Source organism: Ilumatobacter sp. (assembly GCF_039969435.1).
GTDB lineage: Bacteria > Actinomycetota > Acidimicrobiia > Acidimicrobiales > Ilumatobacteraceae > Ilumatobacter_A.
In genome coordinates this window covers 1-25,156 of the sequence record NZ_JBDVNU010000036.1, presented here as the reverse complement: position 1 = coordinate 25,156, position 25,156 = coordinate 1, and the positions used below count along the sequence as shown (strand labels likewise).

29 protein-coding genes, 2 tRNA genes and 1 pseudogene are annotated in these 25,156 nt (G+C 68.1%); 16 read left to right on the top strand and 16 right to left on the bottom strand.

Going from position 1 to position 25,156, the window contains the following annotated elements; translation table 11 throughout:
* Positions 1–45 precede the first annotated feature (45 nt).
* Positions 46–579, top strand: coding sequence for a hypothetical protein (locus ABJK40_RS17380; RefSeq protein WP_348480299.1), 534 nt, complete (start codon positions 46–48; stop codon positions 577–579).
* A gap of 65 nt (positions 580–644) precedes the next feature.
* A tRNA-Gly gene (locus tag ABJK40_RS17375) sits at positions 645–715 on the top strand.
* 78 nt (positions 716–793) lie between these two features.
* Here the strand turns inward: ABJK40_RS17375 and ABJK40_RS17370 are convergent.
* Both ABJK40_RS17370 and ABJK40_RS17365 read right to left on the bottom strand, forming a co-directional pair.
* Complete coding sequence (locus ABJK40_RS17370; protein WP_348480300.1) at positions 794–1,048, bottom strand: hypothetical protein; 255 nt, start codon at positions 1,046–1,048, stop codon at positions 794–796.
* A 103-nt stretch (positions 1,049–1,151) separates the two neighbouring features.
* Positions 1,152–1,418, bottom strand: coding sequence for a hypothetical protein (locus tag ABJK40_RS17365; RefSeq protein ID WP_348480301.1), 267 nt, complete (start codon positions 1,416–1,418; stop codon positions 1,152–1,154).
* A 61-nt stretch (positions 1,419–1,479) separates the two neighbouring features.
* On the opposite strand from ABJK40_RS17365, the gene ABJK40_RS17360 reads away from it, so the two are divergent.
* The 3 genes from ABJK40_RS17360 to ABJK40_RS17350 all read left to right on the top strand — a co-directional run bounded on the left by ABJK40_RS17360 (position 1,480) and on the right by ABJK40_RS17350 (position 4,860).
* A complete protein-coding gene (locus ABJK40_RS17360; RefSeq protein WP_348480302.1) occupies positions 1,480–2,856 on the top strand; it encodes a diacylglycerol kinase family protein in 1,377 nt (458 codons plus the stop codon).
* 105 nt (positions 2,857–2,961) lie between these two features.
* Positions 2,962–3,903: an alpha/beta hydrolase gene (locus tag ABJK40_RS17355; RefSeq protein WP_348480303.1), complete on the top strand. Its 942-nt coding sequence runs from the start codon at positions 2,962–2,964 to the stop codon at positions 3,901–3,903.
* Between the two features lie 57 nt (positions 3,904–3,960).
* Positions 3,961–4,860, top strand: coding sequence for a hypothetical protein (locus ABJK40_RS17350; protein ID WP_348510353.1), 900 nt, complete (start codon positions 3,961–3,963; stop codon positions 4,858–4,860).
* Positions 4,861–4,956: 96 nt separating this feature from the next.
* Here the strand turns inward: ABJK40_RS17350 and ABJK40_RS17345 are convergent, their stop codons facing one another.
* Positions 4,957–5,154 carry a cold-shock protein gene (locus ABJK40_RS17345; protein WP_348480305.1) on the bottom strand — a complete coding sequence of 66 codons (198 nt, stop codon included), beginning with the start codon at positions 5,152–5,154 and terminating at the stop codon, positions 4,957–4,959.
* Between the two features lie 199 nt (positions 5,155–5,353).
* Between ABJK40_RS17345 and ABJK40_RS17340 the strand changes: the two genes are divergently transcribed.
* The 3 genes from ABJK40_RS17340 to ABJK40_RS17330 are packed head-to-tail and all read left to right on the top strand — an operon-like array spanning position 5,354 to position 7,398.
* Positions 5,354–6,172, top strand: a complete 819-nt coding sequence (locus tag ABJK40_RS17340; RefSeq protein ID WP_348480306.1) for a transglutaminase family protein — start codon at positions 5,354–5,356, stop codon at positions 6,170–6,172.
* A 4-nt stretch (positions 6,173–6,176) separates the two neighbouring features.
* Complete coding sequence (locus ABJK40_RS17335; RefSeq protein ID WP_348480307.1) at positions 6,177–6,581, top strand: hypothetical protein; 405 nt, start codon at positions 6,177–6,179, stop codon at positions 6,579–6,581.
* A gap of 22 nt (positions 6,582–6,603) precedes the next feature.
* Positions 6,604–7,398 carry a siderophore-interacting protein gene (locus ABJK40_RS17330; RefSeq protein ID WP_348480308.1) on the top strand — a complete coding sequence of 265 codons (795 nt, stop codon included), beginning with the start codon at positions 6,604–6,606 and terminating at the stop codon, positions 7,396–7,398.
* A 4-nt stretch (positions 7,399–7,402) separates the two neighbouring features.
* Here the strand turns inward: ABJK40_RS17330 and ABJK40_RS17325 are convergent, their stop codons facing one another.
* A complete protein-coding gene (locus ABJK40_RS17325; RefSeq protein ID WP_348480309.1) occupies positions 7,403–8,689 on the bottom strand; it encodes a peptidoglycan DD-metalloendopeptidase family protein in 1,287 nt (428 codons plus the stop codon).
* Between the two features lie 155 nt (positions 8,690–8,844).
* Between ABJK40_RS17325 and yaaA the strand changes: the two genes are divergently transcribed.
* Together yaaA and ppa are read left to right on the top strand one after the other, a co-directional pair.
* Positions 8,845–9,630 carry a peroxide stress protein YaaA gene (gene yaaA / locus ABJK40_RS17320; RefSeq protein ID WP_348480310.1) on the top strand — a complete coding sequence of 262 codons (786 nt, stop codon included), beginning with the start codon at positions 8,845–8,847 and terminating at the stop codon, positions 9,628–9,630.
* A gap of 101 nt (positions 9,631–9,731) precedes the next feature.
* Entirely contained in the window at positions 9,732–10,268 is a 537-nt protein-coding gene (gene ppa, locus ABJK40_RS17315) for an inorganic diphosphatase (protein ID WP_348480311.1), read from the top strand.
* A gap of 7 nt (positions 10,269–10,275) precedes the next feature.
* Here ppa and ABJK40_RS17310 read toward each other — a convergent pair whose 3' ends face one another.
* Together ABJK40_RS17310 and panB are read right to left on the bottom strand one after the other, a co-directional pair.
* Complete coding sequence (locus ABJK40_RS17310) at positions 10,276–11,499, bottom strand: GAF domain-containing SpoIIE family protein phosphatase (RefSeq protein WP_348510352.1); 1,224 nt, start codon at positions 11,497–11,499, stop codon at positions 10,276–10,278.
* Positions 11,500–11,573: 74 nt separating this feature from the next.
* Entirely contained in the window at positions 11,574–12,425 is an 852-nt protein-coding gene (gene panB, locus ABJK40_RS17305; protein ID WP_348481495.1) for a 3-methyl-2-oxobutanoate hydroxymethyltransferase, read from the bottom strand.
* Between the two features lie 142 nt (positions 12,426–12,567).
* Here panB and ABJK40_RS17300 point away from each other — a divergent pair, with 142 nt between their 5' ends.
* Entirely contained in the window at positions 12,568–13,899 is a 1,332-nt protein-coding gene (locus tag ABJK40_RS17300) for a L,D-transpeptidase family protein (protein ID WP_348481497.1), read from the top strand.
* Between the two features lie 265 nt (positions 13,900–14,164).
* Here ABJK40_RS17300 and ABJK40_RS17295 read toward each other — a convergent pair whose 3' ends face one another.
* Together ABJK40_RS17295 and ABJK40_RS17290 are read right to left on the bottom strand one after the other, a co-directional pair.
* Positions 14,165–14,587 (bottom strand): nuclear transport factor 2 family protein, encoded by a 423-nt coding sequence (locus ABJK40_RS17295; protein WP_348481520.1) that lies wholly within the window; start codon positions 14,585–14,587, stop codon positions 14,165–14,167.
* Positions 14,588–14,664: 77 nt separating this feature from the next.
* A complete protein-coding gene (locus ABJK40_RS17290) occupies positions 14,665–15,447 on the bottom strand; it encodes an SDR family NAD(P)-dependent oxidoreductase (protein WP_348481499.1) in 783 nt (260 codons plus the stop codon).
* A 93-nt stretch (positions 15,448–15,540) separates the two neighbouring features.
* Here ABJK40_RS17290 and ABJK40_RS17285 point away from each other — a divergent pair, with 93 nt between their 5' ends.
* Positions 15,541–16,032: an SRPBCC family protein gene (locus tag ABJK40_RS17285; protein ID WP_348481501.1), complete on the top strand. Its 492-nt coding sequence runs from the start codon at positions 15,541–15,543 to the stop codon at positions 16,030–16,032.
* Positions 16,033–16,073: 41 nt separating this feature from the next.
* On the top strand, positions 16,074–16,820 hold the full coding sequence (locus ABJK40_RS17280; protein WP_348481503.1) for a dihydropteroate synthase: 747 nt from the start codon (positions 16,074–16,076) through the stop codon (positions 16,818–16,820).
* A 55-nt stretch (positions 16,821–16,875) separates the two neighbouring features.
* Here ABJK40_RS17280 and ABJK40_RS17275 read toward each other — a convergent pair whose 3' ends face one another.
* Genes ABJK40_RS17275 through folK form a run of 3 tightly spaced genes read right to left on the bottom strand, consistent with a single transcriptional unit; the run spans position 16,876 to position 19,349 of the window.
* The gene (locus ABJK40_RS17275; protein WP_348481505.1) at positions 16,876–17,505 is read right to left on the bottom strand and encodes a histidine phosphatase family protein; all 630 of its coding nucleotides are present in this window, start codon (positions 17,503–17,505) and stop codon (positions 16,876–16,878) included.
* Positions 17,502–18,497 carry a glucosyl-3-phosphoglycerate synthase gene (locus ABJK40_RS17270; protein ID WP_348481506.1) on the bottom strand — a complete coding sequence of 332 codons (996 nt, stop codon included), beginning with the start codon at positions 18,495–18,497 and terminating at the stop codon, positions 17,502–17,504. The genes ABJK40_RS17275 and ABJK40_RS17270 overlap by 4 nt, the downstream gene beginning before the upstream one ends.
* 3 nt (positions 18,498–18,500) lie before the next feature.
* Complete coding sequence (gene folK / locus ABJK40_RS17265) at positions 18,501–19,349, bottom strand: 2-amino-4-hydroxy-6-hydroxymethyldihydropteridine diphosphokinase (RefSeq protein WP_348481508.1); 849 nt, start codon at positions 19,347–19,349, stop codon at positions 18,501–18,503.
* Positions 19,350–19,449: 100 nt separating this feature from the next.
* Between folK and ABJK40_RS17260 the strand changes: the two genes are divergently transcribed.
* Together ABJK40_RS17260 and ABJK40_RS17255 are read left to right on the top strand one after the other, a co-directional pair.
* Positions 19,450–20,268 (top strand): SDR family oxidoreductase, encoded by an 819-nt coding sequence (locus ABJK40_RS17260; RefSeq protein WP_348481510.1) that lies wholly within the window; start codon positions 19,450–19,452, stop codon positions 20,266–20,268.
* 122 nt (positions 20,269–20,390) lie between these two features.
* A complete protein-coding gene (locus ABJK40_RS17255; protein ID WP_348481512.1) occupies positions 20,391–21,293 on the top strand; it encodes a hypothetical protein in 903 nt (300 codons plus the stop codon).
* A 3-nt stretch (positions 21,294–21,296) separates the two neighbouring features.
* On the opposite strand, the gene ABJK40_RS17250 is transcribed toward ABJK40_RS17255, so the two are convergent.
* Positions 21,297–21,665, bottom strand: coding sequence for an FKBP-type peptidyl-prolyl cis-trans isomerase (locus tag ABJK40_RS17250; protein WP_348481514.1), 369 nt, complete (start codon positions 21,663–21,665; stop codon positions 21,297–21,299).
* A 105-nt stretch (positions 21,666–21,770) separates the two neighbouring features.
* Positions 21,771–22,682, bottom strand: a complete 912-nt coding sequence (locus ABJK40_RS17245) for an NAD(P)-dependent oxidoreductase (RefSeq protein ID WP_348481522.1) — start codon at positions 22,680–22,682, stop codon at positions 21,771–21,773.
* 195 nt (positions 22,683–22,877) lie between these two features.
* Here ABJK40_RS17245 and ABJK40_RS17240 point away from each other — a divergent pair, with 195 nt between their 5' ends.
* Positions 22,878–23,612 (top strand): endonuclease/exonuclease/phosphatase family protein, encoded by a 735-nt coding sequence (locus tag ABJK40_RS17240; RefSeq protein ID WP_348481516.1) that lies wholly within the window; start codon positions 22,878–22,880, stop codon positions 23,610–23,612.
* Positions 23,613–23,634: 22 nt separating this feature from the next.
* On the opposite strand, the gene ABJK40_RS17235 is transcribed toward ABJK40_RS17240, so the two are convergent.
* The 3 genes and pseudogenes from ABJK40_RS17235 to ABJK40_RS17225 form a co-directional block, all read right to left on the bottom strand.
* Entirely contained in the window at positions 23,635–24,177 is a 543-nt protein-coding gene (locus tag ABJK40_RS17235; RefSeq protein WP_348481518.1) for a CarD family transcriptional regulator, read from the bottom strand.
* A 76-nt stretch (positions 24,178–24,253) separates the two neighbouring features.
* Positions 24,254–24,330 (bottom strand) — tRNA-Arg (locus ABJK40_RS17230).
* Positions 24,331–24,445: 115 nt separating this feature from the next.
* Positions 24,446–25,156: pseudogene (locus ABJK40_RS17225) on the bottom strand (PE family protein); the annotation flags it as partial.

Here is a 25,156-nt window from a genome sequence, read left to right as displayed (position 1 = left end):
GACACCGACGGGAGGACACTACGCCGCCGTCGAAACCGTGATGCCGTGATCGCCTCATTGATCTCGCTCATCCAGGAAGGCGATCTCGACCCGACCGTCGCGAACATCGCGGACCGTGCCGAGGTGTCGCACCGTTCGGTGTTCCGCTACTTCGACGACCTCGACGACCTGGCTCGGACCGCTCTCGAGACCGCCCTGCGCGACGCACTGCCGCTCGCAGTGATCGCAGGGGTCGGAACGGGATCTCTCGACGACCGGATCGAAGGCGTCATCGCCGCCCGCCTCCGGATCCTGACGCACACGAAGTTCCTGGTGAGGGTCGCCAAAGCCAAGTCGGCCACGCTCCCCGAGGTGGATCGCATGGTGGCCAACGTCGCCGCGATGAACCGCGACCAGTTCCGGCGCCACTTCGAGATCGAACTCGCCGAGATGGAGCCACGCGACCGCGCTCACGTCACTGCTCTGCTGTCCTCCCAGATGGGATTCGAGGGATACGACCACCAGAGTTCGGTGCTCCAACGCACCGACGAGGAGATCGCCGATGCCTGGCGACTGCTCATGCGCCGCCTGCTGGTCTGAGTCGCCGATCCCACTACATCGGACCCGAGTGGTTGGCCCGGAGACCGGTAGGATCCGGTCTGCAAGCGGGTGTAGTTCAATGGTAGAACCTCAGGTTTCCAACCTGACTACGCGGGTTCGATTCCCGTCGCCCGCTCAACGAGAAGCCCCTGTTCGGACCTTCCGAACAGGGGCTTCGTCGTTGGGCAACGGCGTGTGGTGACCCATCGTGGGGTCAGGCCGTGGTCGTGCCGACCGCTTCGCTCGCCTTGTCGCCGACCTCGTCGATCTTGGAAGCAGCGACATCGGCGACATCGGAGGCTACTTTCTGGACGTTGTCCTTGACCGCTTCGGTGACCTTGGCGTTCGACACCTTGTCGCCCATCCGATCGATCTGCGATTCGAGCTTGCGGCGCTGGTCGGCGCTCATGTTGTTGACGATGTAGCCGCCTGCTGCGGCACCGATCACGATTCCAATGAGAAGTTTCATGGTGTCGGCCGTACCCGGACTCGTTGCGCTCCATGCATCGAAATCACACGTGTCGAAGATGTGGCGGCGGCCTCCGTGCACTCGCGCCGGACCCGCCACCGACTCAGACGGAGAGAACGGCGGCGCCGGCCCCGATCGCAGGCGCCGGTTCGGTTTCCGGGGTCGTGGGAGCGGGACCAGGATCGGGTTCGGGCACCGTCGGACCGGGCTCGGGCACGATCGGATCGGGGACCGTCGGCGTGTGCGTGGGGTCGGGATCGGGGATCGTGGGAGTGTGGGTGGGATCGGGGTCGGGGATCACCGGCGTGTGCGTCGGGTCGGGATCCGGCACGAGAGGCTCCGTGGTCGAGAACTGCGTCGTTTCGCTCATGCCCGGAGCCGTACCCCGTTCGTGAGGGATTGATTCCGCTGCCACCCGTCATACTTTGCCGATGCTCCGACGTCAGGCGAACACACGAGTCGCGTCGTTGCGCCGGATGGACTGGCGTGTCGCCCTGTGGGTGCCCGTCGGCCTCGCCACCGCGCGGTTCGGACATCGCCCGGGCCGACGCGCCACTCTGCGGGCGGCGATCTCGATCGCCACGGCTGCGACGCTGGGACGCGCTACGAACTCGATCGACGCTCGTGGCTCCCGTGGGTGGACTTCGCTCGGCCTGGGCGCCGGGGCACCGTCTCGACCTGCGATCGCCACGGCAGCCGCCTTCACCGCAGCGACCGCGATCGAGGCGCCCCGGCTCACCGCGCCCATCGGGGTGCTGGCCGTCGTGACCGCTGCGTCCTCGGCGAGGAGCACCCGCCCGGGACGCGCCGAGATCATCGGTGCGACCGTCCTCGGCGTCGTCGCATCGGTCGCCACGCTGCGAATCTGGCCGCGCACGCAGCACACCGACGTCGTCCCGGCGTCGGCGCCGGCCACCACCACCGACCGGGTCTCGACCACCGGCGGTGGACTGTCGATCGTCGTCAACTCGTCGGCGGGCGACCCGGCGCACGACGAGATCATCGCGAAGATCGAGAGCGAACTCCCGGACGTGACGGTCGTGCGGGTCGACGACGTCGCCCTTCTCGAGGAGGAACTCACACGTGTTGCGCGCGCGTCGGAGGCGATCGGTGCCATCGGCGGTGACGGAACGGTCGGGGCCACCGCCGCGGCGGCCCTGGCTGCCGACATCCCACTCGCCGTCTTCCCGGGCGGCACGCTGAACCACTTCGCGCGAGATGCCCGGGTCGACACGGTCGCCGACGCGATCCGAGCCGTGCAGAACCGGCGACTCGTCAGCGTGGACACAGGCCTCGCTGACGGACGCACCTTCGTCAACACCACCAGCCTGGGGAGCTACTCCACACTCGTGGAACTCCGGGAGCAGTACGAGAAGACACTCGGAAAATGGCCGGCCGTCGTGATCGCACTGCTCCAGATCCTGATCGACGGCACCCCGTTCACGCTGTCGATCAACGGCGAGCGGCGACGGATCTGGATGATCTTCATCGGGAACTGCTCCTACGAGCCCGCCGGGTTCGCGCCCTCTGCGAGACATCGCCTCGACGACGGGCTGTTCGACGTCCGCATCGTCGACGCCGACCACCCGTTCGCCCGGATCCGTCTGATCGCGGCGCTGCTCACCGGACGTCTCGCACGGTCGGCGGTGTACTCGCGAGTGCTGGTCGATCGGATCGACATCGAGGTCGACGACGCGGCGCCTCTGCTCGCCGCCGACGGGGAGGTCTTCCCCGCCGGGGCGAGGTCGTTCGCGATCACCAAGAACCCGCAGCCCTTGCGCCTCTTCGTCGCCGCCGAGAGCGAGTGATCACCTCGAGTCCCGAATCGGCGAAGATCCTCGAGTCCGCTGAGTCGGGTCGCCTCGGTCGTCTCGAACCAGAGGGCACACACGACCGGATGCAACAGTGGTGCGATGGGGCTCGACCGTGACACCGCCGAACTGCTCGACACGCTGAGACGACTCGACGTTCCTCCGCTGAGCGCCGGCACACCCGAACTCGCTCGCGCCGACTACGACGCTGCGCCCAAACCGCCCGGAGACCCCGTCGCCCTCGTCGTGGACGCCACGGTTCCCGGGCCGGCCGGCGACATCCCGGTCCGGGTGTACTCCCCCACCGTGGCGACCCCGGGGGACACCGAGCCGCCTGTCGTCGTGTTCTTCCACGGTGGCGGCTGGGTGCTGTCACACCTCGATGGGCACGACAGCCTCGCCCGTCGCCTCGCCGTGCGCAGCGGCGCGATCGTCGTGTCGGTCGGCTACCGACTCGCACCCGAACATCCCTTTCCGGCGCCGCACGACGACTGCTGGGCGGTCACGTCGTGGCTCGCGGAACACGCCGGCGAGTTCGGTGGCGACGGATCGCGACTCGCGGTGGCCGGCGACAGCGCCGGCGGGAACCTCGCCGCGGGGGTCGCCCTGCGCGCTCGTGACGAGGGCCTCGACCTGTCGTTCCAGTTGCTGATCTACCCGGCCGTCGACGTCGACTTCACCCGTGCGTCGATGATCGACAACGGGACCGGCTACTTCCTCACCACCGACGACATGCGGTGGTTCTGGGATCAGTTCGTGCCTGCGCCACTGCGGAACGACCCCTACGCGGTGCCGATGATGGCCGACGACCTCTCCGACCTCGCCCCGGCGTTGATCCAGACCGCCGAGTTCGATCCGCTCCGCGACGAAGGCGAGGCATTCGGTGCACGACTCCGCGACGCCGGCGTCGACGTGACGGTGACGCGCTACGACGGCGTGGTCCACGGTTTCGTCAGCCGGTGGACCCAGATGGCACGCGCCGAGCTCGCTCACGACGAGGCGGGTCTGGCACTGCGGTCGGCGTTGGGCATCTCGACCACGTGACGGCGGTCGCGGCGCCCGACACGAGTCGACGGGGTGCCGTGCGATACACCGGAGCGCATGGATCGACGTGACGCACCCACCATCGAACGACGACTCGGCGGCGCACTGGAGCCGGTCATCGGCCAGGTGTTCTTCTCGCCCGAGGCGCACAGCGCCTACGCCGCGCTCGGATTCGCCGATTCCGCACGCGACGCCGACGGCGTCGCGCTACCCGACGGACCCGCCTACTTCACCAGCCGTGGCTCGCTGCTCGGCCAGGTACGCGGAGAGGTGGTGGCATCGGCGTTCGCCGTGTTCAACCCGGCGGCGGTCGTGCCCTCGGTCGACTTCGGTTGGTCCGTCACCGACGCACCGACCGTGTGCGACGCACGTGATCGCGGGGCGATCGGCCAACTCGAGCGAATCCTCGGAGCAGACCCCGACGGGCGCGACCGCGTCGAGAAACTCCTGCTGAAGGCGACGGACGGTCTCCGCGTCGAGGGGCGTCCGCTGGCCTCGGGCATCACCGCACTTCCCGATCCCGACCACCCACTCGGCACGATCTTCCGTCGTGGGGATCTGTTGCGCGAGTTCCGCGGCGACTCCCACACGGCGGCGTGGATCCACGCCGGGTTCGACGCCGTGCAGATCGGTCTGCTCACCGAGCTGTACTGGGGGCTTCCGTTGCGCAGCTACACACGCACCCGGGCGTGGAGCGACGACTACTTCGACCTCGCAGAGGAACGGCTCCGCTCCCGTGGGTTGATCGACGCAGCTGGAGCGTTCACCGACGCCGGTCGTGACGTCCGCGAGCAGGTCGAGGTGGACACGGACTCGATGATGCGGCCCGTCGTCGATGCACTCGGTGACGACGTCGACGAACTCGTCTCACTGCTCGCTCCGTGGGGGGTGGCGATCCGATCGGCCAAGGGTTATCTCTCGTCGGGTCCGCACGACCTCGCCTCGCGCGCCGGTTGACGCGCCACGTCCTACCGTCCGGCCCGAAAACGCACGACGCCGCCGGCCCGGAGGTCGGCGGCGACGTTCAGACTCCGGAGTTCGGAGTCTGGCTGATCAGATGGCCCGGACGTTCTGGGCTTCGTCGCCCTTGCGTCCCTGACCGATGTCGAATTCGACGGTCTGGCCTTCGTCGAGCGACTTGTAGCCGTCTCCCGCGATGTTGGTGTGGTGGACGAACACGTCATCCGCACCCTCGCGTGAGATGAAGCCGAAGCCCTTCTCGTTGTTGAAAAATTTTACGGTGCCTTGCATTTGTTTCACTTTCGCTTCGAGCGCACCACTGTGACGCGCTCTGCGGACACGCTAACGCGCAATCCGGCGATGTCGGGCGCATCGGGCGAGTTGGTCAGGGGTGTGATCTCGTTCGCTCGCTCGCCCCACGAGGTGCACCTTCACACGCACGACACGTGCCGGACTCCTGGGACGGAAGAACCTGTGGCAAGGTGGGACCGTGGAGATCTCGATCGGTTGTCGCTTTCGATTCGAGGTGGACGAACCGACACACGCCGTGGTCCTCGTCGAACCGCACGTCGAGGAGGAGTGGCGGGTGAGCAACGCGTCCTTCTCGACCCAGCCCTCGGTTGCGTCGAACACGTATCGCGACCTCTTCGCCAACCGCTGCCGACGTCTCACGCTCCCGGTCGGCACGGTCGACCTGGAGTTCAACGCCTCCGTCGACGCGACCGGCACGCCCGACGATCGTGACGACTACGCCCGTGAACTCCATCCGGCCGATCTGCCCGACGAAGCACTGGCATTTCTCCTCCCCAGCCGGTACTGCCAGTCCGACCAACTCGCGTCGTTCGCTCTCGAACACTTCGGTGGTGTGATGCCGGACATGAACGGGGTCCACCGGGTCCGGGCGATCACGCAGTGGGTCCACGACCGCATCGGCTTCGACTATGGCGTCGCATCACCGACCACCACCGCCGTCGACGTGCTGCGCGACGGTCACGGCGTCTGTCGTGACTTCGCCCACCTGGCGATCGCCCTCTGTCGTGCGCTGAACATCCCGGCCCGGTACGTCTTCGGATATCTGCCCGACATCGGGGTGCCCGATCCCGGCTCGCCGATGGACTTCTGCGCCTGGATGGAGGTGTACATCGGCGACCGGTGGTACACGTACGACCCGCGCAACAACGAGCATCGCATCGGGCGCACGATCATCGGTCGCGGTCGCGACGCCGCCGACGTGGCCATGGTCACCACCTTCGGAGCGGTCACGCTCACATCGATGACCGTGATCGCCGAAGAACTCGTCCACGGCTGACGAGATGGCGTTCGGTGATCATTCGGGTCCGCCTGCAACCGGCCGCCAACTCCGCGAGTTGCTCGAACTGCTGGAGGCCGCGGGACACGCCGGCTACCGTGACGCCCGCGGGCCGATGGGGTTCACCCAACGCCAGGCGGGCGGCAAGTTCACCAGCTCCGAGGCCGACGAGTTCATCGAACGTCTGCAGAAGGAGATCCACGGCGACGGTCCACCCGCTGGATCTCATTCGCCTCCACGCGCTCGGCAGCCCGACCCCTCGTCGGAGACGACCCCGGCCCGAATCCCACCGCCAGCCCGGCCGCAGCGGGCGCTCCCTCGGTCGCGAGGCCCCGGGCTGAGCGAGCTCACGTCAGAGGAACTCGCCGCCGAACTCCAGCGTCGCGGTTGGATCGTCGTCGAACCGTAGCGACCGCTGGCACGCTGTCGTCATGAGCAACGCCGACGTGTCCGCCAAGCTCGCCGGACTCCGCAAGGAGCCGCCTCCGTATCGCCGCGTGGCCGTTCGCTCGATCGAACCGTTGAGCCCGTTCATGATGCGCGTCGTGCTGGGCGGCGACGAACTCGACGGGTTCGCGATCACGGCCCCGGCATCGAGCGTGAGACTGCTCCTGCCGCCACCCGGATCCGACGAACTGGTGATGGTCACCTGGACCGGGAACCAGTTCGAACTCCCCGACGGGACACGCCCGCCGATCCGCACCTTCACCCCGCGCCGCTTCGACGTCGATCGCAACGAACTCACGATCGACGTCGTCCTGCACGACGACGGACTGGCGACGGACTGGGCGCGTTCGGTGAGGCCGGGCGACGACGTCGCGGTGTCCGGACCCGGACGCAGCGAGGACCTGAACGCGGATGCCCGGTCGCACCTGTTGATCGGCGACGAGTCGGCCCTCCCCGCCATCGCCCAGCTCCTCGAATGGATCCCCGCCGATCACGTCGTCGACGTCCACGTGGAGATCCGCCACGCCGATGCCCGGATCGAACTGCCGACTCACGGGCGAGCGACCGTCTCCTGGTACGTGATCGACGAGGGTGCCGCTCCGGGCGACGCTCTGTTCGACGTCGTCTCGAACCTCGACGACCTGCCCGACGCCGTGTGGATCGCCGGAGAGGCTGCCGCAGTGCAACGGCTCCGTACGCACCTGTTCGACGAGCGCGGCCGCAATCGCTCCGACGTGACCGCCCGCGGCTACTGGAAGGTCGGTCGGTCGGCGGGCTGAACGCTCAGCCGCACGCGGCGCGGGTGATCGGGTACGGGTTGATCGGCTGGCCGCCACCCGGATGGATCTGCAGGTGCAGGTGGTTCGTCGTGGTGTTGCCCGTTCGTCCGACGTAGCCGACCACGTCACCCTGGTTCACCGTGCGGTTGCCACCCTCGTACCGACTCAGGTGCGCGTAGTAGTACCGCGTCCCGCTCGCTCCGTACAGCCGCAACGTCTGTCCGCCCAGAGCGTTCGACCGGTACTCCACTCGGCCGGCCTCCATCGCCACCAGCGGCGTCCCACTCGGTGAGATCACGTCGACGCCTTGGTGCGACCTGCCCCCCGAGCGCGCCGCTCCCCACGTGTCGGCGAATGCTCGCGGTCCCGCCACAGGACAGGCGAGGTTCGACCCGGACGGCTGGGGTGCCACCTCCGGGGTGACCTGAGCCGGCGCAGCAGGCTCGGCGGTGTTCTCTGGCGCCGGATCGGCGCTCGCTTGCGACGCTCCCGACGCAGGAGTGGCGGGCGTCTGCCCGGACGGCGTCGGGGGTTGGGCCGGCGTGGCGGCCGCAGCTCGAGCATCGGCTGCTGCCTGCTCCGCTGCTGCTTGCTCGGCTGCGGCCTCCTGGGCCCGTCGTTCCTGCTCGGCACGCGCCTGTCGTTCGGCTTCGAGGGCCCGCTGCACCGCCTCGTCGGCAAGTCGCTGCTCCTCGATCTCGCCCAGCAGGATCACCTCGGCCTCGGCCTGTTCCTGCTGCGCTGCGAAGGTGAGACTCGCGGCGTCGGCGTCGGCCTGCTGCTCTTCGAGGTCGTCGCGCTTCTCGCCCACCTCGGTCATCAACGCGTCGTAGTCGTCGAGATCGATGAACACGGTCTGCGTGGCGACGGAGCTGTAGACCTCGGCGGCGAGCACGTCGTTCGAGTCGCCGATGTCGATCAGGAGAGGCATCGTCGGACCACCCGCACCGACGAACTGGCGCACGGCCTGCTGCTCGAGCCCGGACCGCGCCGAGGCCAACTCGGCTTCGATCTCGACGAGTTCGTCCTCGGTGTCGGCGATCGCGAGATCGAGTCGGTCGATCTCGGCCTCGGTGTCGAACAGGGCCTGCGCGGCCGCATCGGCCCGATCGCGTGCCGCCTGGATCTCCTGGGCCGCCTTCTCGGCCGGTGTCAGCGGCGCCGAGGCCACTGCGATCGACGCCGGCGTGAACACCGACGAACACACCACGACCGCGACGCCGACGCACCGAGCGGCGGCACGGCGAATGGTGCGGCCCGAACCGGACGCTGAGGTCTCCCGACACGACATGAACTCGAGAGACTAGCTGGCCATTGCGTTCTTGTTACGAGAATCTCTCGACTCTCACTCGAACGTCGAGAGTTGGCCGGGTTCCGGCGATTTCGCGGTCGATCGAGCTCGTCTCCCCTGGACTGATCGGTCGACCGCCAGATAGACCGGAGGCCATGTTGATCGTGGTGTCGCCCGCCAAAGCACTGGACTTCGAATCGCCGCTGCCCACCAAGAAGCGCAGCATGCCCGAGATGCTCGACCGATCGGAGGAACTGGCCGCGATCATGGCTCGCAAGTCGCCCGAGGACCTCTCGGCGATGATGTCGATCTCCGACGACCTCGCCGCACTCAACCACGAGCGGTTCCAGGACTGGACCACCCCGTTCACCAAGGACAACGCCCGCCCCGCCGTCCTCGCGTTCGCGGGCGACACCTACGTCGGCCTCGACGCGCCCGCGTCATTCGGCGAGCGTGACTACACCCACGCACAGAAGGTCCTGCGCATCCTCTCGGGCCTGCACGGTGTGCTGCGACCGCTCGACCTGATCCAGCCGTACCGCCTGGAGATGGGGTCCAAGGTCGAGCACGACCGCGGCGGCGACCTGTACTCGTTCTGGGGTGACCAGGTGACCGACCGACTCAACGAAGCGCTCGCTGCGTCTCCCGGCGCCGATGCACTGGTCAACCTTGCATCGAAGGAGTACTTCTCGGTCGTGCGGCCCACGCGGTTCGAGGGACGGATCATCTCGCCGCGTTTCCTCGATGCGAACGGCGACGACGACTTCAAGATCGTCGGCTTCTTCGCCAAGCAGGCGCGAGGCGCCATGGCGGGGTGGATGGTGCGCAAGCGGATCCTCACGATCAAGGCCCTCACCGAGTTCGACGCACACGGCTACCGCTACGACCCCGACCGTTCGACGCGAGACGCACCGACGTTCACGCGCCGCAACAACGTCTGAACCGCCGCCGTCCGGTCGATCCCCGGTGACATCCGTCCGGGACGGATTCACCGGGCTCTTCATGATCGCAACGGCGACCGAGGCTCGTCTACGGTGACGGGGTGCGAATCGAACACATCCCCATCGGCACCAACCCGCCAGAAGACATCAACGTCGTCATCGAGGTCCCGGTCGGCGGCGAACCCATCAAGTACGAGCTCGACAAGAAGTCGGGCACGCTCTTCGTCGATCGATTCCTGTACACGCCGATGCGGTATCCGGGGAACTACGGGTTCGTCCCGCACACGCTGTCCGAGGACGGCGACGCGATCGACGTCCTGGTGTGCAACACCCGGGTGATCGTCCCCGGAGCCGTGATCAACTGTCGCCCGATCGGCGTCCTCGTGATGGAGGACGAGGCCGGGAACGACGAGAAGATCATCGCCGTCCCGAGCCCCCACGTGAGCCGTCGCTACGACAGCGTGTACGAGTACGAGCAACTCCCCGAGATCACCCGGGACCAGATCGAGCACTTCTTCGAGCACTACAAGGATCTGGAGCCCGACAAGTGGGCCCGGATCGATCACTGGGGCGACAGCACCGAAGCGAAGGCCATGATCGAGGTCGCGGTCACTCGCGATGCGACCGCGACCGACTGACATCGGTTCAGTCGTCGCTACGCCACCACACGACGGCGATGTCGTCGTTCTGGATGCCTTCGGGGTTCGCGACCTCGACCAGGGTGTCGAGGTCGACCCGCCCGCTCACCTGGTCGATGATGCGTGCGAGCCCGTCGTCCACGATCTCGCCACGACGCTCCACCAGACCGTCGGTGAAGAACAGCACGCCTTCGCCGCCGTCGATGTCGACCTCACACGTCTCGTCCTCGGCGCAGCGAGCGACGCCCAGCGGCGGCGACCCACACCCGTCCAGGACGCGTGCGTTCGGACCCGTCACGATCGGCGGCATCGCACCGGCCCGGGCCCAGGTCACCTGACGACCGTCGGTGGAGATGCTCGCCACGATGATCGCGGCATACATGCACCCGGGCAGGTCGACGCACGCGTCGGAGATGCGGTTGATGATCTGTGCCGGTGAACGTTCGAGGCCGGTGAACACGGCACGTGCTGCTGCGCGCAGTTGGGCGGCCGCCTGCGTGCTCTCGACACCGTGACCCACCACGTCACCGAGCACGATGTCCACCGAACCGTCACGCCTCCGGAACGAATCGTAGAAGTCGCCTCCGATCCGCTCACTCGCGGCGACGGGGCGGTACCGGGCGCGCAGCGAGCCGACGGCGGGCGGCTCGAGGTCCGCCGGAATCAGGCGCGTCTGCAGGTCCGTCACGAGCGAGAGGTAGTCGATGCTCGTCGAGATCGAATCGGCCACGACCCCGGCGAGCTGTTCGAGGAGTTCGACGGTCTCGGGCGCCCAGGTCCGCTGCTCGACGTCGAGCACGCAGAAGCTCCCGAGAACGTGACCGTCCCCGTCGCGGATGGGCACGCCGCAGTAGGCCTCGATGCCGAGTTCGGTTCGAGCACCATGCTCGACGAATCGCTCGTCGTCGCCGAGATCCCTCAGTTCGAGCGGCGCACCGGTCTCGACCACGGTGCGGCACACCGACTGCGAGATCGGAGTCTGCATCGACGCAGCCAGGTCGTCGGGCAGACCCACCTGGGAGGTGAAGAACTGTCGGTCGGACTCGACCATCGAGATCAGGGCGATCGGCGCGCCCGTCAACGTCGACGCAAGATTGGTCAACTGGGCGAAGCGGCGACCCGCCTCCGCTCCGAGCATTCCGCTGCGGCGCACCGCCGCCAGACGTTCCGGCGACAACACCGACTCGGCGAAACGGCCCATGATCGTCGACTGTTCCAGGTCCACGCTCACATCCGTGAGCGTAGACGGCGGGTCATCCTCATCCGAACGAGTGACCGACTTCACGGCGTCACGACGAACGGTGGTCACTCGCCGTACTCGTGCTCCGGCCCCGGGTACTCGCCGCTCTCGACGTCCTCGCAGAAGGCCTTGGCTGCGTTCAGCAGCGTGTCGCCGATCTGGGCGTACTGCTTGACGAATCGAGGGATCCTCCCTCTGGTCATCCCGGCCCAGTCCGACCACACCAGGAGTTGACCGTCGCACTTCGGGCCCGCACCGACCGAGATGGTCGGGATCGACAGTTCCTCGGTGACCTTGCCGGCGATCTCCGACGGCACCATCTCGAGCACCACGGCGAACGCACCGGCGTCCTCGACGGCGTGCGCGTCGGCGAGGAGTTGATCTGCTCCGTCGTCGCCTCGACCCTGGATGATGTGGCCGCCCAACCCGTGCTCGCTCTGCGGGGTGAAACCGATGTGGGCCATCACCGGGATTCCGGCGCGCACGATCCGCTTGATCTGCTTGGCGCTGCGCACCCCTCCCTCGCACTTGACCGCCTGGCAGCCGGTCTCCTTCATGAATCGGATCGCGGTGTGGAGCGCATCGTCGGGTCCGTTCTCGTACGACCCGAAGGGCATGTCGGCCACGACCAGAGCACGGTTGGCGCCCCGCACGACCGCCGCCGTGAGGGGGATCAACTCGTCGATCGTGACCGGAATCGTCGTGTCGTAGCCGAAGACGGTGTTGCCGGCCGAGTCTCCCACCAGGAGGAAGTCCACTCCTGCCTCGTCGAAGATCGACGCCGACAGGTAGTCGTAGCTGGTGAGCCCCGTGATCTTGATGCCCTGCTCCTTGGCGCTGCGGAAGTGCCGGGTCCGGACCCGCTTGAGCGCCGGATCGCTGGTTCCACCGCCGTAGGGACGTGCCTCATCGGTCATGCCCCCACCGTACCCACACCGACCCGCACCACTCCCGGTCCGACATCGGCCCAGGTCACGGTGTGCTCGCGACCTGCGAACGGAAAGCGAAACACCCCGGCGCCGACGCCTCCGGCGCCGTCCGTTTGGATACGTTCATACGGTGACTCCTCGACGGACCGCTCTCGCGCTCGCCGCCTCGGCGCTCGTCTTCGCATCGTGCAGCAGCGGTGGCGGCGATCGCACGGCGTCGGTTCCGATCCCCGGTCGCGACGCCTCGGCGTCGACAAGTTCGAACGACACCGACACACCGGCCGACTCCGCGACCTCGACCGAGACGATCGATCCGACGACGCCCGACGGAACCGAAGCGCCCACCCCGACCGCAGACCCCGACTCGTCCGCTCCCGACGCCTCCACCCCCGACGGCACCGGCCCGGATGCAGCACCCGACGCCTCCACCCCCGAAACCGCGGACCCCGACGCGACGACGACCAGCAGCACGTCGACGACCAGCACGACGACCACCACCACCGTTCCGGCGCTCGACGTGTTCGATCCGGCGTGCGTCGTCGAGGTGCAGTCGGGCGATTCTCTCGGCCTGATCGTCGAGCGCTACGACGACGAGACGATCAACATCGCCACGGTTCGCGCCGAGAACTCGATCGACGGCGACACCATCTACCCGGCACAACTCCTCGACATCTGCGTGGACAACGGCTTGGACGACATCACCGGAACCGAACGCACGGAACGCAATGCTGCGATCGAAGCCAACGAGAACGCCGAGGCGGTGAGCTTGCAGCAGGAGAAGCTCAACGAGCTGCTCACCCCGTACGGCATGCGCGAACTGGGGGTCGATGGCGTGTCGGGCCCCGTCACGCGTCGTCACCTGTGTGCAGCGCGCCTCGGCCTGGGCCTCGACGTCACACTGACCGACATGGAGCCGGGCAGCGACGAGGAACGCACGCTGATGGCGGCGACGGGCCTCGTCGCACCCTTCACGTCGGCTCTGAACCAGGAGCGCTGGATCCTCATCGACCGGACCTGCCAGGTGATGTTCGCCGGCGAAGGTGCCACGACCCTGACCTTCGTCTTCCCGACCTCCACCGGCAGCGTCGGCTTCGAGACTCGTGACCAGGACCAGTCGCCGGTGTTCCGCTACGACCCGGCACTCGACAACGGCGGCTGGCACAACTCCACCGACTACCCCGTCCCGGTCGACAGCCCGCTCAGCGGCAACATGTACAAGCCGTTGTACTTCGATGGCGGCCAGGCGATCCACGGCGCCAACAACGTGCCGACCACGCCCCAGTCGAAGGGTTGCGCCCGCCTCAGCCCCGACAACCAGGACACTCTCGTCACCTGGCTCGGCCTGCAGGACGCCCCCGGTCCCCTCGGTGGCATCGGGGTGACCGTCAACGTGCAGGGCACCTACCCGCACGAACCGGCGCCCGATGCCGTCACGCCCGGCAACGCCACCGTCGACACCTGAGTCGGTCCTTCTGATTCTGAACGAATCGGACCAACTCGGCCCGCCCGACACCCGAGTCCGTCCTTCTGATTCTGAACGAATCGGACCAACTCGGCCCGCCCGACACCTGAGTCGGTCCTTCTGATTCTGAACGGATCGGACCAACTCGGCCCGCCCGACACCCGAGTCCGTCCTTCTGGTTCTGAACGAATCGGACCAACTCGGCCCGGCCGACGCCCGCGTCGGTCCTTCTGATTCTGAACGGATCGGACCGACTCGGACCGGGTCAGCCGGGCGTGGACAGCTTCTCCAGCATCGACTTCATCTGCGCGTGGACCAGGTTGATCGCCTGGAGCGGGCGGATCATCACCTTGAACTCGGTGATCATCCCGTCGTCGTCGCACGTGATCATGTCGATGCCGTTCACGTACTTGCCGTCGATCGAGGTCTCGAACTCGAGCACACCGTGGTGTCCGTCGAGGATCTCCTTCGTGTAGCGGAACGCCCCGCCACCGGTCGACTCGACGCCGTCGGAGCCATCCTCGTCACCGCCGAGCGTTCCGCCCGCCGCCGTGAGGTAGAGCTTGGTGACGTCGATCCCCTTCTGCGGTGTGAACACGATCGGTGACAGGAACACGACGTCGGGGTGCAGGATCGCGTCCAGCCCACCGTCGAGGCGCCCTCGCATGTGCTCGTGCCAACGTTCCATGCAGCCGTGGATCGGTCCGTTCTCGCTCATCGGGCGAGTCTGCCAAAACCGTTCGGTCCGGTCGCAACCGGCGGGCGTCAGCGAGAACTCTGGCCGTCGTCGACCTTGATGACGGTGCCGGTCACCGCGTCGGATGCGGGCGAGCAGAGGTAGAGCAGCGTGGAGTCGAGTTGCGCCGGGTCACCGAGCCGCTTGCGCGGCATGGATCCACTGAAGTCGCCCATCCGTTCCATCATCCCGTCCATCATCTCGGAGTGGAATGCACCGGGGGCGATGCCGGTGACGTTGATGTGGTTCCGTGCCCATTCGACGGCCAGCACCTCGGTCATCCGCGAGATGCCCGCCTTGGTGATGGAATAGAGCGCGGCACCGTGACCGTCGTAGTTCGTCGCCGACACGCTCGAGATGTTGACGATCCGACCCGGCGACCTCTCCTCGATCAGGCGGCGGGCGACTTCACACGACAACACGTACGGACCCCGCAGGTTGGTGTCGAACACGGTGTCGATCAGTTCGATCGACATCTTGTGCGCCCGCTGGGCGTCGGGGACTCCTGCGTTGTTGACCAGGATCGTGATCGTCCCGAACGCGGCCTGCGCCGCCTCGACACCGGACAGGATGCTCTGGGTGTCGGTCATGTCCATCGTCACGCCGGTCGCCGATCCACCGGCCGCCTCGATCTCGGCGACGAGTTCGTCGAGACGTTCCTGACGCCGACCGGTTCCGATGACCTGTGCGCCCGCAGCCGCCAGGACCTGCGCGAAGCGGCGTCCGAGCCCGGAGGTGGCTCCGGTGACGAGGGCCACCTGGCCCGTGAGGTCGGTCGAGATGTTCGGCAGCGGGTAGGCGGTGTCGGTCATGGGCCCGACCGTAGGGACTGCGCGATGCACGCGACGCATCCGACCGGTCACGATTCGTTCCGGACCGACCTGCGACGGGACTACGGTCACGCCATGGCGACACATCCGGTCAAGCAACCCGACTGGATCGACACTGCGCCGATCCTCGTCTCCGAGACGATCGAGATCGATGCGTCGCCCGATCGGGTCTGGACACACATCGCCGACCACACCGCGTGGCCCGAGTGGTTCGAGGCGCTCGACGAGGTCCGCCCGGGCGCGACGTCGACCGGTGTCGGCGGGACCCGACAGGTCGTGGCCAAGCCGATCACGATCGACGAGCAGTTCACCGCATGGGACGAAGGCGAGCACTTCGCGTTCGCGATCGTCGGATCGAAGTTGCCGATGCTCGCTGCGGCGGCCGAATCGGTGCGCCTGGAGTCGATCGACGGCGGCCGGTGCCGGGTGACGTACCGCCAGGGCGTCGAGGGACGACGTGGCCTCGGGTGGTTGATGAAGTTGGCGTGGACCCCCGCCCGAAAGGGTCTCCCCCCTGCCCTCGCAGCCTTGAAGCAACGGGTCGAGGCCGACACCACGCGCACCTGACCTCGAAGGGGCTCGGTCGAGCGGGCGCTACCTTGCCCGACGTGATCATCTACGGCGTCGTCAACGCCAGCCCCGATTCGCTCGCGATCGACTCGATCGCCACCTCGCCGGACGAGGCTGTCGAGCGTGCCCGTCGACTCCTCGCCGACGGCGCCGATGCGGTCGACCTGGGCGGGCAGGGATCGACCGATTTCGCCGAGGTCGTCGACTGGACCGACGAGTGGGCACGGGTCGAGCACCTGGTCCCGGCACTCGCAGCACTCGGCGTCGACGTCTCGATCGACTCGTGGCGACCCGAGGTGGTTCGACGTGCCCTCGAGGCCGGCGCCACCGTCATCAACGCGGCCGACGGAATGCAGAGCGACGAGATGTGGCACGTGGCGAGCGACTACGACGTACCGATCGTCGTGCCGTTCCTGTCCGGGCCGAACCCGCGCGAGATGGATCTGGTCACGGCCGATCCGGTCCAGACGATGCTCGACTTCTTCGAGGCGCGCCTGGCCGACGCCGACCGGTTCGGCCTGCGGTCGCGATGCATCGTCGATCCGGGAACCGGGTTCGCTCCGGCGAACTGGGTGTGGGAGCAGCGCTTCGAGTACCAGAAGATCGTGTATTCGAGTCTCGACCGGCTGCGTGTCTTCGGCCTGCCGATCTACATCGCCCTGCCCTGGAAGGAGACTCCACAGCACGACGAGTTGCTCGACATCGTCGTGCGACAACGCCCCGAGTACGGCCGGGCCCACTACCCCGCCAAGATCCGCCGCGTCCAAGCGACCCACGGCATCTGAGGGCGACCCGGTCGGCCGTGGTCGGGGTCGGTCGGGGTCTGACCCCAGCCGACCGTCAGGTGTAGTTCTTGTCGGGCGGGGGGATGTTCGGGCCGCCGTCGGGGACGAGTGCCACGCGCTTCCCCGTCGGGCGCCACCCGCTGTCGTCCACCTCGAACCATCGACCGGTGAGGTTGTCCAGGCGCTGCCACCCGCCTTCACCCTCGTGAGCACGCTCGAGAGCGTGGATCACGCCACCGTGCGACACGGCCAGCACGGTCTGGCCAGGAAATCGTTCGGCGAGATCGTTCAGTGCGAGTCCCGCACGCGCCACGACCGAGTCGTCGGCCTCGTAGCCGGGAGGTCGGCGGTGGTCCGCCAGGAAACCGGGGAACCGCTCCTCGATCTCGGTGCGTGTGAGCCCCTCCCACTCGCCCGCCGAGCGTTCCGAGATCGCATCGATCCCATCGGCGATCGGGAGTTCACGCGCCGAGGCGATGATCTCCCCCGTCCGCGACGCGCGCCGGAGTGTCGAGGTGACCACCACGTCGAACGGCCCCTGGTCGACCGCAGCGAGCGCGGCACGGGCCGCCTGTGCCTCGCCTCGCGGCGTGAGCGGTGGATCGGACCGCCCCTGCCACCGGCGGACGGCGTTCCACGTCGATTCGCCATGGCGTACGAGCAGGATCCGGGTCGACCCGCTCACGAAACGGCCCGTCGCACGTCGCCCGGCACACGGACGCCACCCATCGACGCGACCGGTGGACGCGTCGCGAGGTTGAGTGGGACCGCAGAGCCGTCGGCACGTGCGAGCACCGGCGGCACGTCGCCGTCCGGGGTCGTCACACTCGGCGAGGCGGTCACGCCGGCGCGGTCGAGCATCGTCGCCATCACCTCTGCGGCCTGCACCGACAGCGAGTGCAACGAACGGTGACGATGCAGCCGGCTGCCGAGATCGACCTGGCCGATCGAGTGCGCGCCGTGAGCGGCGGCGATGTCGATCAACAGTGCCATCTCGACGCCCCACCCCTGGACGAACTCCAACTGTTCGACGACGTCGCGCCGAACGGCGTACTCGCCCGACAGCGGCTGTGCGAGGCCGGTGAGCGCCGGGAAGAATCGTGACATCAACGGTCGGGCGACCAGTTCGGTCGTGCGGCCGCCACCGCCGTACCTGGTCGGGCGGTGGTACAGGGCCTTCACCATCGCCACGGTCGGATCGTCGAGCATGGGAGCGATGAGCTTGGCGACCCAGTCCGGTTCGAAGCTGGTGACATCACCGTCACACCACACGACGATGTCGCCGTGACTCGCCAGGAGCGTGGCCCACAGCGCATTGCCCTTGCCGTGACCGTCGCCGTGCTCGCGATGCAGGTCGTCGATGGAGACGACCCGGGCCCCGGCATGAGCGGCGACGATCGCCGTGTCGTCGGTGCTGCGGTCGTCGAGCACGATCAACTCGTCGACGACACCGTGCGCGTCGATCAGTTCGCTGCGGATGACGCTGACGAGTGGGCCGATCGTGGCGGCTTCGTCGCGACATGGGATGCACACCGACACGGTGCGCCCCGCCTTCGCCTCGACCAACTCGGCGAGATCGTCAGGACCGGATCGGTCGCGCACGTCGAACGTGCGCACGGCGTCGCGCAACGGTGACGGTGGGGTCGCTGTCGTTGCAGCGGGTCGGGAGCGTGTCATCGGTCAGTCGAGAACCAGCGGGCCACGGCGATGGACACCGCCGGGTTCCAGTTCTGCGTCCCAGCCGTCGGGGCAGCGGTCGGGCGCGATCTCGGCGAGTGGCTCGAGCACGAAGCGTCGCTCGGCGAATCGGGGATGCGGCACGACGAGATCGTCGCTGTCGATCCGGACGTCGCCGAACTGGATGATGTCGACGTCGAGCGTTCGCGGCCCCCAGCGAACGCTTCGTTGGCGCATGGCCTCGGACTCGATGCGACGACAACGCCGCAGGAGCGCGAACGGGTCCAGCGACGTCTCGACCTCGACCACCATGTTCAGGTACGGGCCCTGGTCGTCGGGGCCACCGACCGGGTCGGTTTCGTACACGCTCGACATCGCGGTGACGTGGCCGAGTCCGAGCACACCGAGACGCAGGAAGGACTCCCGATCACCGAGATTCGAGCCGAGTGCGACGTAGGCGGCGGTGACGGTGCGGGCCGGCACGTCAGCGTCGGCACGGGTCCTGCGGATCCTCACCGACGTGGTCGAGGCGTCGACGGCGAGTGGCGGGCGGAGCTTGGTCAACTCCACCTCGATCGCTTCGACCCGGTCGAAGCTCAACACTTCGTCGGCGATGCGGGCGACCAGCCGCTCCAGCAGGATGTCCTTCGACTCCTCGACCACCGCGACGACTCGATCGGCGACGAGTCCGTAGTGCACGGTGTCGTCCAGTTCGTCGGAGCTCCCTGCATCCCGCAGGTCCACTTCGAGCGACAGGTCGATCTTCAGCGGCTGGGGGATCTCACGTTCGTGTGGCAGAGCGCCGACGATCGTGACCGCACGCAACCCACTGATGTCGATCCGATCACTCATCGCCCCTCAGTGTGGCCGACATCCGGGGCCTTGCCACGGTCGCGACCCGAGTTGCGGTGTCGATGCCGGTTCGGCGAACCCGACTCGCGAGACTGGCGACATGGCCACCCCGACCGACTCCCCGACCTTCCCGACCAGCGGACGCATCGACCTGACCGGTCGCACGTTCGTCGTGACCGGCGGGAACGGGGGCATCGGACTCGGGATGGCGGAGGGAATCGTGCAGGCGGGCGGATCGGTGTCGGTCTGGGGTCGCAACGAGGACAAGAACGCCGCAGCGATCGACACCCTGCAACGACTCGCCCACGACGCGGGAGCGCATTCAACGATCACCGCCCGTCAGTGCGACGTCGGGGACGAGGACGCCGTGGTCGATGCGACCGCTGCTACCGTGGCGGACCACGGCCGACTCGACGGTCTGTTCGCCAACGCCGGACGTGGCGGGACCGGCACGCCGTTCCTCGAGCTGTCGCTCGACGACTGGCGCTCGGTGATGGAGATCAACCTCGACGGTGTGTTCCTCACGCTCCGTGAGGCGGCGAAGGTGATGGTCGCACAGGGGTCGGGCGGCAGCCTGGTGGCGGTCTCGTCGACGTCGGCCGTCCACGGCGCAGCCGGCAACGAGGCCTACGGAACGGCCAAGACCGCCCTGAACGGGCTGGTCCGGGCTCTCGCCGTCGGCCTCGCCCGCCACAAGATCCGCGTCAACTCACTGCTCCCCGGCTGGACGATCACCGATCTGGCATCGGGCGGCTACGCGAGCGACGTGTTCCGCACGGCGACGACCAAGCGCACGCCGGCACGGCGATGGGCCGATCCGAGCGAGTTCAGGGCCGTCGGGGCGTTTCTCGCAGACCCGAGCCAGACGTACCACACGGGCCAGGAGGTCTGCGTCGACGGCGGCTACACCGTCTTCTGAGTCGACACGGCTCGCGCCGCGGCCACGACCGACGAGCACCGGCACGCGCGACCCGAACACGCGACCTCGACGCTCGCACCCAGTGCACCGAAGATCCCACCCAGCGCCTACGGTTCGAGCGGATGGACGACTGGAAGACACTGACCGCCCGTGCCGGGGCGTCCGGCCACGATCTCGTCGGTTGGATGATGTGGGACCCACCGGCGATCGCCGCGTACGAAGCGTTGGGCGTCCCCAACGGCACCGGCTGGGTGGTCGCCTGGCGACTCGCCTCGCTCGGTGACGTCCAGCCCCAGGCCGCAGCGGCCACCACGTACTCGATCAACCCCGACGTCATCGCCGCCGTGATCGGTCTCTACGGCGCAGCAACCGACACGGACTCGATCCTGGCAGTTCGCGATGCGGCGATCGAGCCCGGCCTCGCGGACATCGCGCCCGGGCTGCTCGACGAACTGGCCGACCTGGCCGAGCCGCTGTGGCGTGGCGTGGATGCCGTGCACTTCGGAGCTCGACCCCTGTTCGCCGCAAACCGGTCGCGCCGCCCCTCCGACGACACGCACCCCGGCGTCTCGGCCTGGCTCGCCGCGAACTGCCTCCGCGAGCTCCGTGGCGACAACCACTGGGCCCTGTGCGCGAGCCTCGACCTCGACGACGTCGAGGTCGGCCTCCTGCACTCCGTGATGGTCGACATCGAGGAGTACGGCAGCGAGGAGTGGATCGCCCGGAGTCGAGGCAACGACGATGCCTCGATCGAGCGCGGATGGGACCGCCTCGAGGCGAAGGGGTTCGCGACAGGTCGAGCGATCAGCGATGAGGGCCGCCGGTTCCGCCTCGACCTCGAGGACCGCACCGACGTGCTCACCGCACCTGCGTGGCGCGCGGTCGGCGAGCAGGCCACGACGCGCTTCTGCGACGCGATCGAGCCCCACCACGACGCATTCGTGGCTCGGATCGACGCAACGGCCGGACCGCGGTGGATGCCCGCGGTCAGAACGACGACGCGCGCGAGCCGCTCGGCGAACTGATCGTCAGCGGACGCCGAGCAGGTCGACGACGAAGACCAGCGTCTCGTTCGGCGCGATGACACCGCCGGCGCCCGATGCTCCGTAGCCCATGGACGGCGGAATCGTCAGACGGCGACGGCCGCCGATCTTCATTCCCTGGACGCCCTGGTCCCAACCCGCGATGACCTGACCCTGGCCGAGCCCGAACGCGAACGGTTCCATCCGGTCCCACGACGCGTCGAACTGCTCGCCGGTCGACCAGGACACGCCGACGTAGTGGACGCTCACCTGGGAGCCGGCAGTCGCTTCGGCGCCGTCTCCGACGGTGATGTCGTCGATCACCAGGACTGCCGGGGCCTGCTCGTCGGGGATGGTCACGTCGGGCTTCTGCATGGCGCCAGACGCTAGCGGCCCGATCAGCGGGTCACCGTGGACGCGCCTCGGACGGATCACCTCGCGTTCGCGTCGGCGAGTGGTGAGGACGTCGTCGACCGGACGTCAGGGGTTCGTGAGCAGATCGATGAGCGAACTCGTGTCCCATCGTTCTCCGCCGCGCTGTTGGATCTGCGCGTAGAACTGGTCGACGAGCACGGTGACGGGCAGGCGGGCTCCGTTGCGCGCTGCCTCGTCGAACACGATGCCGAAGTCCTTGCGCATCCAGTCGACGGCGAACCCGAAGTCGAACTTCCCGTCGGCCATCGTGATCGCCCGGTTCTCCATCTGCCAACTCTGCGACGCACCCTTGCTGATCACCTCCACGACCTGCTCGACGTCGAGTCCGGCCCGCTGAGCGAAGTTGACGGCCTCGGCGAGGCCCTGGATCATCCCGCCGATGCAGATCTGGTTGACCATCTTCGTCAGCTGTCCCGCACCCGCATCGCCGAGACGAACGCACGACTGGGCGAAGTGGGCGATGACCGGGACGACCCGCTCGTACACCGCTTCGTCGTCGCAGCCGCACATGACCGTCAGCTGACCGTTCTCCGCACCTGCCTGACCGCCGGAGACCGGTGCATCGACGAACCCGATTCCGCGGTCGACGCACGCGGTGGCGAGTTCGCGGGCCAGTTCTGCGGATGCCGTGGTGTGGTCGACGAGGATCGATCCCTCGCGCATCGTGGTCAGCACACCGTTCGCACCGAGCACCACCTCGCGCACGTCGTCGTCGTTGCCGACGCACATCATCACCACGTCGGCATCCTCGGCGGCTTCGGCGGCGGTGGGTGACGCACCGTGGCCGTTGAGTGCCACCCACGCCAGCGCCTTGGCTGCGGTGCGGTTGTAGACCGTGACCGGGTGACCGGCCCGGGCGACGTGGCGGGCCATCGGCGCGCCCATCACCCCCATCCCGAGGAACGCCACCCGTGCGACCTCGTCGTCGTCATCGTCGTCGACGTCGTCGCCGAGCAGCACGACGATCTCGTCTCGCTCGCCGTCACCGGAGACTTCCGGGGTGCCCGTTGCGCCCCGTGCGTCCGTCGTGGTCGAAGGGCTCAGGTCGTCGTCGTTCGTCACGGGGGCGAGTCTGACATGCCGTCGATCGAGTGTGGCGACATGTCGTCGAACCGGCACCGGACGCGATCGATCCGATGCCAGAATCAGACCGTGGAGACGGTGTCACGGGAGTGGACGGTCGTGACCTGGAACATCCAGGGCACCAAGCGAACCGACCTCGATCGACTCGTCGAGGTCATCTCGCCGCAGGCCCCCGACGTGGTGGTGCTGCAGGAAGTGCGCAGGCCGCAGGCCGAACATCTGGGCGCTCGGTTGGCCATGACGCACTGCTGGAACGAGAAGCATCATCCCTTCCGACCGTTCCTGCCCGGTCGGGCCGAAGGTGCCGCCATCCTCACGCCACACTCGCTGTCGGCCGCCGGACACGCCGTGGTGAGTGACGAGTCGTCGCCACGCAGCTACCGGCGCCGGATCCTCCAATGGGCGACCGTCACCCGCGACGATGCATCCGGGTACCGGATCTACAACGCTCACCTCTCCCCTCACGACCTCGCGGCCGAGCGTGTCCGCGAGGCGGATCGGATCGCCCGGATCGTCGAGCTCCACGGCGAGTCGCCACCGGCGGTGGTGGCGGGTGACCTGAACGACTGGGGTGAACCGGCGGTGATCGCGGCGCTGCCGGGCATCGAGGCGCTCGCTGCCCCCCTCTCCAACCCGGCAGGGTCCCCGACCCAGGCACTCGACCACGTACTCGTTCCGCCCGGTGCGACGGAGGTGTCGGCTTCCGCACCGTCGGGCGGAAGCGACTGGGCAGAGTTGTCCGACCACCTGCCGGTGACCGTGCGGTTCACGCTCGACTGGGTCGGCGGCGGGTTCGCCGGCTGACGGCGCTTCCGCCGCCGGCTCGCTACTTCTTCTTCTTCGACTTCTTCTTGTCGTCGCCGTCGTCGTCGCCGTCCTTCAGGACGCCCTTGGCGAGAGCCTCGTCGAGGTAGATCTCGGCATCCTCGGCCGACACCTTCAGGGCCGGCGAGATCTCGGAGATCAGGTTGACGCGGGCACGCTCGTACATGGTGCGCTCGGCTGCGGACAGCGACGCGTCGCGGTTGCGAGCGGCGAGGTTCCTCACGACTTCGGCCACCTGGTACACGTCGCCCGACTTGAGCTTCTCCTGGTGGTTCTTGAAACGTCGGCTCCAGTTGGACGGCACGCGCGGGTCGGGCTTGGCCAGCACGGACACGAGGTCCTCGAGTTCGTCAGCCGACACCGGCGGGCGAACGCCCACGTCGTCGGTCTTCTCGATCGGCACCTTCAGCGTCATCTCGTTGATGACCGTCTTGAGAATCAGGTACTCCTGCTTCTCGCCGAAGAACTCCATCTTCTTGATTCCCTGCACGACGCATGCACCGTGCTGGGGGTAGATGACGGTCTCGCCCTTCTTGAAACTCACGCAGTACCTCACTGTCGGGGGTGACGCCACAGTCGCGGCGGCCTCCCAACCTACCGGCAGCACAGGAAGATCGCCGTGGCGCCCCGGGCAGGACTCGAACCTGCGACCGACGGGGTAGAAACCCGCTGCTCTGATCCACTGAGCTACCGAGGCCAGCGGACACGATACAACGCGGCGGCCCGTTCCTGTCCCCCGACGATTCGCCGAGCGAACGGTGTCCGACACGGTCGGGTCGGGCCCGGGTCGACTCGAAGTCGATCGAGGTCGGTCAACCCTCGGCGTCGACGTTGGAGTTCGCCTCGAGGCCGGTCTCGCCCTCGGTCGAACCACGGCCACCGGCTCCGGCGACGCCCTCGATGAACTCCGCGGAATCGAACGTCTGGGTCGCCTGGCCGGTGTCGAACCAACCGAACGACGCACCCCCGGAGGCGCCGCGCCCGCCCACAGCGGCATCGTCGTCGAGCACACCGACGGTCCCGCCCGCGCCGCCGTCCCGACCGCGACCGGCCCCGCCCGGAGTGCCCGTCGCGCCGCCGTTACCGCCGTCCGCGCCGGTGCCACCACCGCCGCCCCGGATCGTCGACGCCCTGATCTCGACGTCGTCGACCCCGGTCGTGAGAAGACCGTACGCCGGACCACCCGCACCGCCGCCACCGACGCCGCCGGTTCCTCCTGCGCCACCACCGCCACCACCGCCGCCGTCGCCGCCGCTGATCGCCGACCCGCCGCCCGTGCCGGGACCCGTGGTACTCGTGGTACTCGTGGTACTCGTGGTGCCCGCAGCAGCACCCGGCGCTCCCGATCCCCCGGGGCCGCCGACTCCCGGTGCGCCTGCAGCGGCACCGGCCGCGCCGTCACCGCCGCGACCCGCAGCGACGAGCGACTCGAGCACGGTGACACGATCGACCGCCACCGCCCAGATCCCGATCGATCCGCCACCACCGCCACCACCGGCGCCACCCGCGCTTGCGGTGCCGCC

Excerpts from the sequence above, each read along its gene's own strand:
- ABJK40_RS17370 (WP_348480300.1), bottom strand. The coding sequence starts at position 1,048 with ATGAAACTTCTCATTGGAATCGTGATCGGTGCCGCAGCAGGCGGCTAC.
- ABJK40_RS17365 (WP_348480301.1), bottom strand. The coding sequence starts at position 1,418 with ATGAGCGAAACGACGCAGTTCTCGACCACGGAGCCTCTCGTGCCGGAT.
- ABJK40_RS17360 (WP_348480302.1), top strand. The coding sequence starts at position 1,480 with ATGCTCCGACGTCAGGCGAACACACGAGTCGCGTCGTTGCGCCGGATG.
- ABJK40_RS17355 (WP_348480303.1), top strand. The coding sequence starts at position 2,962 with ATGGGGCTCGACCGTGACACCGCCGAACTGCTCGACACGCTGAGACGA.
- ABJK40_RS17350 (WP_348510353.1), top strand. The coding sequence starts at position 3,961 with ATGGATCGACGTGACGCACCCACCATCGAACGACGACTCGGCGGCGCA.
- ABJK40_RS17345 (WP_348480305.1), bottom strand. The coding sequence starts at position 5,154 with ATGCAAGGCACCGTAAAATTTTTCAACAACGAGAAGGGCTTCGGCTTC.
- ABJK40_RS17335 (WP_348480307.1), top strand. The coding sequence starts at position 6,177 with ATGGCGTTCGGTGATCATTCGGGTCCGCCTGCAACCGGCCGCCAACTC.
- ABJK40_RS17330 (WP_348480308.1), top strand. The coding sequence starts at position 6,604 with ATGAGCAACGCCGACGTGTCCGCCAAGCTCGCCGGACTCCGCAAGGAG.
- ABJK40_RS17325 (WP_348480309.1), bottom strand. The coding sequence starts at position 8,689 with ATGTCGTGTCGGGAGACCTCAGCGTCCGGTTCGGGCCGCACCATTCGC.
- yaaA (WP_348480310.1), top strand. The coding sequence starts at position 8,845 with ATGTTGATCGTGGTGTCGCCCGCCAAAGCACTGGACTTCGAATCGCCG.
- panB (WP_348481495.1), bottom strand. The coding sequence starts at position 12,425 with ATGACCGATGAGGCACGTCCCTACGGCGGTGGAACCAGCGATCCGGCG.
- ABJK40_RS17295 (WP_348481520.1), bottom strand. The coding sequence starts at position 14,587 with ATGGAACGTTGGCACGAGCACATGCGAGGGCGCCTCGACGGTGGGCTG.
- ABJK40_RS17290 (WP_348481499.1), bottom strand. The coding sequence starts at position 15,447 with ATGACCGACACCGCCTACCCGCTGCCGAACATCTCGACCGACCTCACG.
- ABJK40_RS17285 (WP_348481501.1), top strand. The coding sequence starts at position 15,541 with ATGGCGACACATCCGGTCAAGCAACCCGACTGGATCGACACTGCGCCG.
- ABJK40_RS17270 (WP_348481506.1), bottom strand. The coding sequence starts at position 18,497 with ATGACACGCTCCCGACCCGCTGCAACGACAGCGACCCCACCGTCACCG.
- folK (WP_348481508.1), bottom strand. The coding sequence starts at position 19,349 with ATGAGTGATCGGATCGACATCAGTGGGTTGCGTGCGGTCACGATCGTC.
- ABJK40_RS17260 (WP_348481510.1), top strand. The coding sequence starts at position 19,450 with ATGGCCACCCCGACCGACTCCCCGACCTTCCCGACCAGCGGACGCATC.
- ABJK40_RS17255 (WP_348481512.1), top strand. The coding sequence starts at position 20,391 with ATGGACGACTGGAAGACACTGACCGCCCGTGCCGGGGCGTCCGGCCAC.
- ABJK40_RS17250 (WP_348481514.1), bottom strand. The coding sequence starts at position 21,665 with ATGCAGAAGCCCGACGTGACCATCCCCGACGAGCAGGCCCCGGCAGTC.